The following is a 10,323-nucleotide window of genomic DNA, read 5'->3' as shown; positions in this document are numbered from 1 at the left end:
CCGTATGGACGCATCTCTACAATTGGCACCGTCCGCACTCGGCGCTAAAGTCAAAACCACCAATCAGCCGATTAGGATTGGATCGGAACAACCTGTTGACGTTCCACAGCTAGAGCATGTCGCGCAAAAGTGGGAACGGGTTTTACGCTCCTCGGACATGCGACATCAATAGGTTAGAGTGGGCGGCGTGATTGCGAAAGACCGCAACGCGCGCGAGGGATCGCATGGGCGCATGCTAGCGATCGGCGCGAAGGGTCAGCGTGGTCAGGCCGGAGCCGACGATCAGCAGCAGCCCCGTGACCGAAAGCGCATCGGGCAGCGCCCCGAAAACCAGCCAGCCAAGCGCCGTGGCCGCGAAAAGCTGGGTGTAGACGAAGGGCGCAAGTCGAGAGGCCGGGGCCATGCCCATGGCGGTGATCAACAGCAGGTTGCCAAGCAGCGAGCCAAGCGCCGAGGCCAGCGTCAGCCCCGCCACGGGCAGGGACAGCTCTGGCGCCAGTGCTGGCCCGACCGGCAACAGCACCACCGCCCCGATGATCAGTTGCGACATCATCAATGCGCGTGGCCGCCCGATCCCGGCCAGCCAGCGCGAAGCGGTCAGGTAGGAGCCATAGCAAAGCCCTGCCAACACCGCGAATCCGAGGCCGGGGGTCATGCCGAACCCCGGTTTCACCACCAGCAGCACTCCGCCAAAGCCCACCAGCAACAGCAGCGTGCGGCGGGGCGAGATCGTCTCGCTCAGGAACATTGCCGAGAGGAAATAGCTCAGGATCGGGCCAACGAAGAAGGCACCGAACACGTCGGCAATCGGCTCGGTCCGCAGGGCGGTCAGGATCGAGCAGATGCCCCCCACGAGGAACGCCGAGCGCAGCCAGATCCGCCAGTCGCCCAACAGGCGGAGCGCACCGGTGCGCAGGGCAAAGGGGGCCAGCAGGACCGCGCCAACGGCAAAGCGGCTCCACGCGGTGAAGAAGGGGCTGACGCCATGATCGCCGCCAAGCAGCTTGCCCGCGGTGTCGCCCATCGGGACGAAACACATGGCCAGCAGCATCAGGGGCAGGGCGCGAAACATCGAAGCAGTCATGGCTCGGGCAATAGGCGCTTTTTGTGATCGCTGAAAGGGTTGAGCGAAAACGCCGGGTAGGGTTTAGTCGCCGGGGCAATGAACAAAGCTATTTGAGCGATATGGTTTCACGACGCGCCTTTCTGGGGGGGGCCTTGGCCAGTGTGGCCGGTGCTGCCAACGCCTTCGCACCCGAGGTTTCGCGTATCCCGCTGCCACGGCCAGACGGGTTTTTCCTGCGCACGCTGCCCTCTGCCGCCGATCTGATCGCGCGCGCCGGTTTGGGCGGGCGTGTCGCATGCGTGGTTGCGGACGCGCGGTCGGGGCAGGTGTTGGAGTCTGTGAACCCGCTGGTCGGCTTGCCGCCTGCCTCTGTCACCAAGGCGTTGACCTCGGCCTATGCGCTGGACCGCCTTGGGCCGGGGTACCGGTTCCATACGCAGGTCGTGGCCGAAGGCACCCTGACGAACGGACGGCTCGACGGTGATTTGTGGCTGGTCGGCGGGGCGGACCCTGTGCTGGATACCGACGCGCTCAATGATATCGCCCGGGATCTGGCCGAGTCCGGCCTGCGTGAAGTCACGGGACGGTTCAGGGTGGCGCACGAGGCGGTGCCGCATATTCACGAAATCGACCCCGATCAGCCTGCACAGGTCGGGTATAACCCGGCGGTCTCGGGGCTGAACCTGAACTTCAACCGCGTGCATTTCGAATGGGAACGAGGCGCCAACGGTTACACCGTGCAGATGGATGCGCGCTCGGCCTCGTTGCGCCCGCCCGTGACGGTGACCCGGATGGACGTCATTGATCGCGGCGCGCCGATCTATGATTTTGAGGAAAGCGACGAGATCGAACAATGGAGCGTTGCGCGCGGCGCCCTGGGCCAGAACGGGGCGCGATGGTTGCCGGTGCGCCGCCCGCATATGTATGCCGCCGAGGTCTTCCAGGTCTTGGCCCGGTCGCGGGGCATCGTGCTGGACGCGCCGGTCTTCGGCAGTGCCCCGCCCGAAACGGCGCAGGTGCTGGTCAACCATGTCTCGGACCCCTTGGAAGAGGTGCTGCGCGGCATGATGCGCTGGTCCACCAATCTGACCGCCGAGGTGGCCGGGCTGCTGGCGACCGAGGCCGGGGGTATTCGCCCCGTGGACCTGCGTGAATCGGCCGACCAGATGAATGCGTGGCTGATGGAACGCTACGGGCTGCGCCGCCCCCGACTGGTCGATCATTCGGGCCTTGGGGATGAAAGCCGGATCAACGCCCGCGACATGGTGCGGGCGCTGGTCGGCAGCGGGGCCAATGGCGGGTTGCGCCGGATCATGAAAGACATTCCGATGCTCGACGATCACGGAAATCTTCTATCAAATCCCCCGGCCGAGATCGTGGCCAAGACCGGCACGCTCTATTTCGTGTCCTCGCTTGCGGGCTATGCGCGGCTTGCCTCGGGCCGAGATCTGGCATTTGCCATTTTCTGCGGAGATCTGGAACGGCGCACGACCTTCGATCCGGGGCAAGAGGCGCGCCCGCCCGGCGCGCGCAGTTACAACACCCACGCCAAGCTGTTGCAGCAGGCCCTGCTGCGCCGGTGGACCGCGATGCACGGCTAGGGTGCCGGTAGCGACTGGCCGGAATCCGGTGCCCGGATATGCACAACATGCCCTTGGGGCCAGTTGCTGCCCGCGGATCTGTCGCAAACCGGCGCGACAGGGGGCGTTTTTCGACATTTGATGACATGGGCCGCGCCGGGCATTTCGCCGACGCGCCATACCCATGATTGAAAGGCTGCGCCCGTGTCGGATGTTTCGCCACAGGCCCTTGCGGTTGCGACTCCACGCGCCGTGGAAGGCATGTCCAGCGCTGTGATCGGCATGGGGTTTTTCGTCGTGCAGGACGGCATGATGAAAGACCTCTTGCACAGCTACACCGTGTGGGAACTGATCCTGACGCGCGGCCTGATGGCGGCCCTTCTGGTCGGGCCGCTGATCCTGTGGCTGGGGCACCCGCACCGATTGCTGACGCCGCTTTGGCCGCTGCACCTGTTGCGTGCGGTGTTGCTCGCGTCGGGCTTTGCGATGTTCTATGCGGCGTTTCCGTTCATGGGGCTGGCCGAGGTTTCAACCATCTTCTTCTCGGCCCCGCTGCTCATCGCGCTGTTGGCTGCCGTCTGGCTGCGCGAAAGTATCGGCCCGCACCGCATGGTGGCGTTGGCCGTCGGCTTTGTCGGTGTGGTTATCGCGATGACCCCGTCGGGCGAGGCATTCAACGCCGTCGCCATCCTGCCGCTGCTTTGCGCCCTGTTCTACGCCATTGCGCAAATCCTCGCCCGCCGGATCGGGGATCGGGAAACCACGCTGACCACGGCGCTCTATACCCTCGTCTTTTCCGCCATTCTGATTGTGCCATTCGGCTGGCTGACCAACCAGATCGTCGCCGTCCCCGAGCACCACACCCACTTGCTGTTCACATGGGTCTTGCCGCCGGGGTGGGAGGCAGGACGTCTGGCGCTGCTGGGGGCCGTGGGCATCCTTGGCTACATGGCCCTGACCCGCGCCTATCAGGTGACGAGCGCCAGTCTCGTGGCGCCCTTCGACTATTCCTACCTGCCGATCGCGACGGTCATGGCCTATGTGCTGTGGGGCGAGGTGCCCCGACCGGCGATCTTGATGGGCATGTCCCTGATTATCACCAGCGGGCTTTACCTGGGATATCGCGAGTTGCGCACCAGCCGCGCCACGCCCTCGCCGTTGCCGGTGGCCGAAAGCTCGGTCGCGCCGGGCAACCCGATCGCGCCGATGACGGTGGCGCGCGATGTGGACGCAGAGGGGCCCGGTCAGACCACCATGTGACGCGCGCGCGCCCCGCGTTCGATGGCGGCGGCGTGCAGCCTGTCGATGTTGAACTGGTAGCGGATTTCTTGCAGCATTTGCAGCTCGGTCTGGCGCAAGAGGCCATCGGCGGCGGCCACGTCGCAAGCCAGTGCATAGCCGGTTTCGAACAGCCGTTCGGGCAGAGCGTCATGGATCAGCCCGAAGAGGGCATCCAGCCCGTCTTCTTCCTCGAACAGGTCGAACACGATCTGGGCCACCACGCGCATCCGGTCCGAGTCGAAATCGGCAAAGACCGGCAGGTGATTCACGATGCGTTCGATCGTGACCAGTTCCGAGGTGCGGATATTTTCATCCGACACGGAAACGGCGATCATCAATGCGACAAGCGCATCCTGCGGCGATAGGGAGGGTTGTTCGGTCACGGCGAGGGCCTTTCAACGGGATCTGTCCCCGGTATTTATTGACCCCGCGCGCATGGGGCAATAGGGGCATTGCGCACACGCGGCATGGGGCCGCGAGATTGCCGATGAAAATGGAAGCAGGACATGTCTGACCTACGTGACGTTGCAATGAGCTCGAAAGCCTGGCCCTTTGAAGAAGCGCGCCGGCTGCTCAAACGTTATGAGAAGGTGCCGCCTGAAAAGGGCCATGTCCTGTTCGAGACCGGCTATGGCCCCTCGGGCCTGCCGCATATCGGAACCTTTGGCGAGGTGCTGCGGACGACGATGATCCGCCGTGCGTTCGAGGTGATCTCGGATATCCCCACGCGGTTGATCTGTTTCTCGGACGATCTGGACGGGATGCGCAAGGTGCCGGGCAATGTGCCCAACCAGGACATGCTGCGCGAGCATCTGCAAAAACCGCTGACGTCGGTGCCCGATCCGTTTGGCACGCATGACAGTTTCGGCGACCATAACAATGCCATGCTGCGGCGGTTCCTCGACACGTTCGGCTTCGAGTACGAATTCTACTCGGCCACCGACTTCTACAAATCCGGCCGGTTCGACGAGGCGCTGCTGCGCGCCTGCGAGCGCTATGACGACGTGATGAAAGTCATGCTGAAAAGCTTGCGCGAAGAGCGGCGGCAGACCTACTCGATTTTCCTGCCGATCCACCCGGAAACGGGGCGGGTGCTGTATGTGCCGATGAAAGAGGTGAACGCCAAGGACGGCACCATCACCTTTGACGACGAGGATGGGCGCGAATGGACGCTGCCCGTGACGGGCGGCAACGTAAAGCTGCAATGGAAGCCCGATTTCGGCGCCCGGTGGGCCGCGCTCGGCGTCGATTTCGAGATGTATGGCAAGGATCACTCGACCAATACGCCGATCTACGATTCCATCTGCCGCATCTTGGGCATGCCCGCGCCGGAACACTTCACCTACGAGCTGTTCCTCGACGATCAGGGACAGAAGATTTCCAAGTCCTCGGGCAACGGGATCTCGATCGACGAATGGCTGACCTATGCCTCGACCGAAAGCCTGAGCTACTTCATGTATCTCAAACCCAAGACCGCCAAGCGTCTGTATTTCGACGTTATTCCCAAGGCAGTGGATGAGTATCATCAGCAACTGCGCGCCTATCACACGCAGGATGCCAAGGCGCAATTGGCCAATCCGGTCTACCACATCCATGGCCGCGACGTGCCGGTTTCCACCATGGTGGTGCCGTTCGCCATGTTGCTGAACCTGGTGTCCGTGTCCGGTGCGCAAGAGAAGGCAAAGCTCTGGGGCTTCATCAACCGTTACGCGCCGGAGGCGTCGCCGGAGGGGAACCCGGATCTGGATCAGGCGGCTGGGTTTGCGATCAGCTATTTCAACGACTTCGTGAAGCCGACACGGGTCTTCCGGCTGGCGGATGACAAGGAAAAGGCGGCGATGGAAGAGTTGCTGGCCTGCCTTGGCGACGCGGACAAGGCGCTGGACGTGATCGCCCGCAAGACCGCACAGGCGGGGTCGGACGAGGCGCTGCCCGAGGTTGATTGGCAGGACGAGGAATTCCTGCAATCCATTGTTTTCGCTATCGGAAAAACCCATGGGTTCGAGCCGCTGCGGGACTGGTTCAAGGCGCTTTACGAGGTCTGCCTCGGGGCCTCTCAGGGGCCGCGCTTCGGGGGGTTCATCGCGCTTTATGGCATCGACGAGACCAAGGCGTTGATCGAGGATGCGCTGGCCGGCAAGCTGGCTGGCTGAGGCCAAAAACAGGGGGGTGCCATGCGTGCACCCCCCGTACACCCCCTGTACACCCCCCGTACAGACAAACCGGCGCACGAAACGGCGCCGGTTCTTTCGTTTCTGTGCGTGGGCGCGCGCCGGGTGACGCGCCCGGTGACGCGCCCGGTGATCGGCGATTTGACCGGCCCCGCCGGGGCGCTACCTTTCGCTCAGGGACAGGCGCTCTACGGGAGGCCGATATGCGTAAATTTTTACTGATCTTCACCCTTCTGGTGATGCCGCTTGGCGCGATGGCGCAAGAGCGGTTGCCAGCGAACCCCGATATCGAGGGTGTCATCCAAAGCCAACTGGACGCGTTTTCCACCAACAGCGTCTATGCCGCGTGGCGCTATGCCAGCCCGCGTATCCAGGAACTGTTCGGCAGTGCCGAAGCCTTTGGCGTGATGGTCGAGCGGGGCTATCCGATGGTCTGGCGACCGGGCGAGACCACGTTCCTCGGGCTGCGGCAGGAGGGCGAGTTGCAGGTACAACAGGTCCAGATCGTCGACCCGACCGGGCGGCTGCACCTGTTGGACTACGCCATGACCGAGGTCGATGGGGACTGGAGGATTGCGGCGGTGACCGTCCTGCGTGGGCAGGGTGTCGGGGCGTGATCCCCCACGGTTAACGTCTTTTTAAGACCTCTGGCGTAAGTCTCTGGGGCATCCGGATGGCCGAAGCGTCTGTCCGGGCCCAATCCAGACATTTGTGAACAATCGAGACACCCCTCGGGCGGAGCGGCCCGTGCGGGGTCTTTTGCGTGGGCGGGTGCCGGCGCGACAGCATAAGGGGTTTGATATGAACCAAGTGATCACCGACGGGCTGAACCTGATGCCGCCAGCGTTTTCCGACGGGTTGAGTGTCTGGTCGCAGGAGGACGGCACGCCCGGCGGCCAGACCTATGCGACCGCGACCAATGCCGCGCTGGTGCCAGCCGATCAGGATTTTGGCCCTTGCCTCGAACTCTTGAAAACCACGGGCACGACAAGGCTGCGATACACAGGGGAAACGCCGGTCACGCCGGGGCTGTATGTGCGCGTGTCGGCGCGGGTCAAGGTGCTGTCGGGCACGATGCCTGCGGTGCGCATCGCCGCGTGGGCGGGCCGCGCGAACGACACCCATATCGCGGGCGTGACGGAAACCGGCCCGGCAACCCAGTTGTCGGCCTATGGCGCGGTGGTGACGGTTTCGGCCATTATCGGTGTCGGCGCGCGCAGTGGCGTCGATATGGCGTGGGGTGACGAGGCTGCTTATGGCCATGTCGGGCTGGACCTGACGGGTGGCAATGGCGGCACGGTGCGCATCGAGTCGATCAAGGTCGAGGACATCACCCACGCCTTCTATCGCAAGCTGATGGACTGGGTGGATGTCAAGGATTTCGGGGCCGTGGGCGATGGCAGCACCGATGATCGCGCCGCCTTTGCCGCAGCCGACGCGGCCGCCAATGGGCGCGAGGTGCTGGTCAGCGAGGGCAGCTATTACATCGGGTCCAACCTGACAATTCAAAGCCCGGTCCGTTTTCAGGGGCGTCTGGTCGTGCCCGACTGGGTGCAGCTGGTATTGCAGGAGAATTTCAACCTGCCGGCCTATGCCGACGCCTTTGGCGGCGATGAGCTGCAAGGCTTCAAAAAGGGCTTTCAGGCGATGCTGAACGATGGCGACCACGACAGTTTCGACATGATGGGGCGGCGGGTGTTGCTGAGCGAGCCGATCGACATGGCGGCGGCCGTGGGCAACAAGGTCAGCTATGCCAACCGCCGGGTCATTCGCAACGGCCAGTTCAGTTGCCTGACCAGCACCGGCTGGGACGACGCGGTGGTGACGCGCACCGGCACATGGGCGGCCACAAACCCGCGCCAATTGGACAACGTGACCAACGCGGGCAGCGTGCCGGTGGGCGCGCTGGTGACGGCGGCGCAGGGCGTGGGGCGCGAGGTCTATGTTCGCGCCGTGAACGCGGCGCAGAACCGGGTCTATCTGTCCAGCCCGCTCGGGGTGCCGCCCACCAACCAGAGCTACACCTTCACCCGGTTCAAATACATTCTCGACTTCTCGGGGTTCGAGAACCTGCAACGTTTCGCGCTGGAAGGGGTAGAGTTCCTGTGCGCGGGCAAGGCGAGCGGGATCATGCTGCCCAAGGGCGGGCTGATCTTTCACGTCAAGGATTGCTTTTTTACCGGGCCCAAGGATCGCGGGATCACGTCCTTTGACACCGGCTGTGCGGGGATGATGCTGGACCGCAACCAGTTCCTGTCGAACGAGCAGACGCTGCGCGTCCAGGACCGCAAAACGATCGGGTTCAACACCAATTCCAACGACGTGAAGATCCGCGACAACCGCTCGGTCAAGTTCCGACATTTCGGCGTGTTCGGTGGCGGCGGCAACCTGATCACCGGCAACCACTGGTTTCAGGGCGACAACGAGACCAATGGCCAGATCAGCGGCGGGATCGTTCTGACCAACACCAACATGAAATCGACGATCATCGGCAACTATATCGACAACAGCATGATCGAATGGGCCAATGAACATGACCCGGCGCCGGAACTGTCGGGCGAGTATTCCTTTGGCGGGCTGACGATCAACGGCAATATCTTCACCGCCAACGGCATCGCGTCATGGGCGAATTTCATCCTGATCCGTCCGCACGGGCCGGGGCACTACATCAACGGGCTGTCGATTTGTGACAACGTGTTCAAGCATTTGAACGGCGGGGCCATCGACTCGGTCGAAGGGGTGGACCCGTCGATCGCGCCGCTGGATGGCAGCCGGACGGCGAATTTCGTGATGCAAGGCAATGTCTATCACGGGGTCAGCAAGAATTCGCAAAACCCGGTGACGGTGAAGATGAGCGAGGCGTCCGATCTGGATGTGTGGGAGATGGACCTGCGCGACTGGCTGCCCTTCATGGGCGAGGCGCGGGTGGTTGTGTCGGCGATGCCCGAGGGCGCGGTGCGGTCGTCGTCGAACGTCGCTGTCTACACGATGCCCTATGCCACCACGCGGCACGGGGTCGGGCGCGGCTCGGTCCGGTTGACCTGGTCGCAGCCGGTGCACGGGGCGGTTCAGTTGACGGCGCGCAGCGATACGGTCTGACGCTCAGCCGCGCGCGGCCCCGCCATGTGCCGGGGCCGCCGATGCGTCTGATGCGGGGCGTCGGTATTCGACCAGCTTGTCCCACGTTTCGGGGTCCAGCAGAATCCAGCTTTCGGCATCGGCGGTGTAGCCATAGGTCACCGCCGGTTCCGAGGGCAGCACAAAGGTAATGCGGGCACCATCGGTTTCCACCTGCCCGCGATATTCACGGGTCCACAGGCTGTAGTCGCTGTCGCGGTGCACCCAGATGCCCGTGGTTTTTTCCCCATCCGACCAGCGTTGCAGGTAGGTGCCGTCGGCCTGAAACAGCCATTCATCGCCATGATCGCGGTCGCGCCAGGCGCCCAGAGGGGCCGCACCGTCGCCGCCGATCCGGGCCAGCCGCGTGCGGCCCCAGATCATCGTCGCCCCGTCGCCCGCCACGGTCAGCGGCTGCGCGGGGTCGGCGACGTGATAGCTGCCGTCGGGTTCGATTTCATAGGTCGTTTCTTCACCGGGAATGATCCAGATGCCAGGCAGGTCAGGGTCAATCTGCGGGGAGCTCATGGGCTGTCCTTTGGCGAACGACTGTGCGGGATGATGCACGGTTTTCGATGCAAAGGCAATAAAACCTGCTCTTTTCGGCAGGTTAGCCGGGATTGGGCAAATCCAGATCGGCGGGTGACAGCGAAAACGCTTTTCCGAAGCCGCCATTGAGATGTGCGCAGGTCACCGTAAGGCGCAGCATTCGGAAATCGCTGAAGTCATAGTAGAGCGTCGCCTTGGGGTGTTGCGACAGGTAGAGCGGCTTGATCTCGTCCTTGTCGACCGGTTCTGCCGTGCATTGCAGGGTCAGGCGCGGATGGATCAGCGCATCCCCCCGCGCGCCTGGTTCGCCCACCAGAAGCGAGCAGAGCGGGTTCCTGGCCAAGGCGGTGGTGTGCAGGGACAGGTCTGAAATCAGGGTGACGGGCATTCCGGCGGCGTCGGTGCCAACCGAAACACGAGACACCATCGGAGCGTTGCTGTCGGGACAGATCACCCCGAGCGATCCGAACCGGGCGCGACGCAAAAGATCTTGCCCCACAGCGCGCGCTTCGTCGTCCGTTTCGCGCAGCATGGGCTTTTGTCTGGACATAGTCACCAT

9 protein-coding genes and 1 pseudogene are annotated in these 10,323 nt (G+C 63.5%); 6 read left to right on the top strand and 4 right to left on the bottom strand.

Features of this window, described 5'->3' with window-relative positions; translation table 11 throughout:
• Positions 1 to 113: pseudogene (locus tag BKY27_RS19850) on the top strand (IS481 family transposase); the annotation flags it as partial.
• Positions 114 to 235: 122 nt separating this feature from the next.
• Here the strand turns inward: BKY27_RS19850 and BKY27_RS01490 are convergent.
• Positions 236 to 1,084, bottom strand: coding sequence for a DMT family transporter (locus BKY27_RS01490; RefSeq protein WP_233491754.1), 849 nt, complete (start codon positions 1,082 to 1,084; stop codon positions 236 to 238).
• A gap of 101 nt (positions 1,085 to 1,185) precedes the next feature.
• Between BKY27_RS01490 and dacB the strand changes: the two genes are divergently transcribed.
• Together dacB and BKY27_RS01480 are read left to right on the top strand one after the other, a co-directional pair.
• Positions 1,186 to 2,667, top strand: coding sequence for a D-alanyl-D-alanine carboxypeptidase/D-alanyl-D-alanine endopeptidase (dacB, locus tag BKY27_RS01485; RefSeq protein ID WP_071672641.1), 1,482 nt, complete (start codon positions 1,186 to 1,188; stop codon positions 2,665 to 2,667).
• Between the two features lie 240 nt (positions 2,668 to 2,907).
• Positions 2,908 to 3,906, top strand: a complete 999-nt coding sequence (locus BKY27_RS01480) for a DMT family transporter (RefSeq protein ID WP_233491753.1) — start codon at positions 2,908 to 2,910, stop codon at positions 3,904 to 3,906.
• Here the strand turns inward: BKY27_RS01480 and BKY27_RS01475 are convergent.
• A complete protein-coding gene (locus BKY27_RS01475) occupies positions 3,891 to 4,310 on the bottom strand; it encodes a tellurite resistance TerB family protein (RefSeq protein ID WP_071672639.1) in 420 nt (139 codons plus the stop codon). The two genes, BKY27_RS01480 and BKY27_RS01475, sit on opposite strands and share 16 nt — an antisense overlap.
• 123 nt (positions 4,311 to 4,433) lie before the next feature.
• Here BKY27_RS01475 and BKY27_RS01470 point away from each other — a divergent pair, with 123 nt between their 5' ends.
• The 3 genes from BKY27_RS01470 (at position 4,434) to BKY27_RS01460 (ending at position 9,197) form a co-directional block, all read left to right on the top strand.
• Entirely contained in the window at positions 4,434 to 6,080 is a 1,647-nt protein-coding gene (locus tag BKY27_RS01470; RefSeq protein WP_071672638.1) for a lysine--tRNA ligase, read from the top strand.
• A gap of 221 nt (positions 6,081 to 6,301) precedes the next feature.
• Complete coding sequence (locus BKY27_RS01465; protein ID WP_071672637.1) at positions 6,302 to 6,715, top strand: DUF4864 domain-containing protein; 414 nt, start codon at positions 6,302 to 6,304, stop codon at positions 6,713 to 6,715.
• A gap of 184 nt (positions 6,716 to 6,899) precedes the next feature.
• On the top strand, positions 6,900 to 9,197 hold the full coding sequence (locus BKY27_RS01460) for a glycosyl hydrolase family 28-related protein (protein WP_071672636.1): 2,298 nt from the start codon (positions 6,900 to 6,902) through the stop codon (positions 9,195 to 9,197).
• Positions 9,198 to 9,200: 3 nt separating this feature from the next.
• Here BKY27_RS01460 and BKY27_RS01455 read toward each other — a convergent pair whose 3' ends face one another.
• Both BKY27_RS01455 and BKY27_RS01450 read right to left on the bottom strand, forming a co-directional pair.
• On the bottom strand, positions 9,201 to 9,743 hold the full coding sequence (locus tag BKY27_RS01455) for a hypothetical protein (RefSeq protein WP_071672635.1): 543 nt from the start codon (positions 9,741 to 9,743) through the stop codon (positions 9,201 to 9,203).
• A gap of 82 nt (positions 9,744 to 9,825) precedes the next feature.
• Positions 9,826 to 10,314, bottom strand: a complete 489-nt coding sequence (locus tag BKY27_RS01450; RefSeq protein ID WP_071672634.1) for a HugZ family pyridoxamine 5'-phosphate oxidase — start codon at positions 10,312 to 10,314, stop codon at positions 9,826 to 9,828.
• Positions 10,315 to 10,323 lie beyond the last annotated feature (9 nt).

This window comes from Nioella nitratireducens (genome assembly GCF_001879715.1).
Taxonomy (GTDB): domain Bacteria; phylum Pseudomonadota; class Alphaproteobacteria; order Rhodobacterales; family Rhodobacteraceae; genus Nioella; species Nioella nitratireducens.
This window is presented reverse-complemented; position numbering and strand designations above follow the sequence as displayed.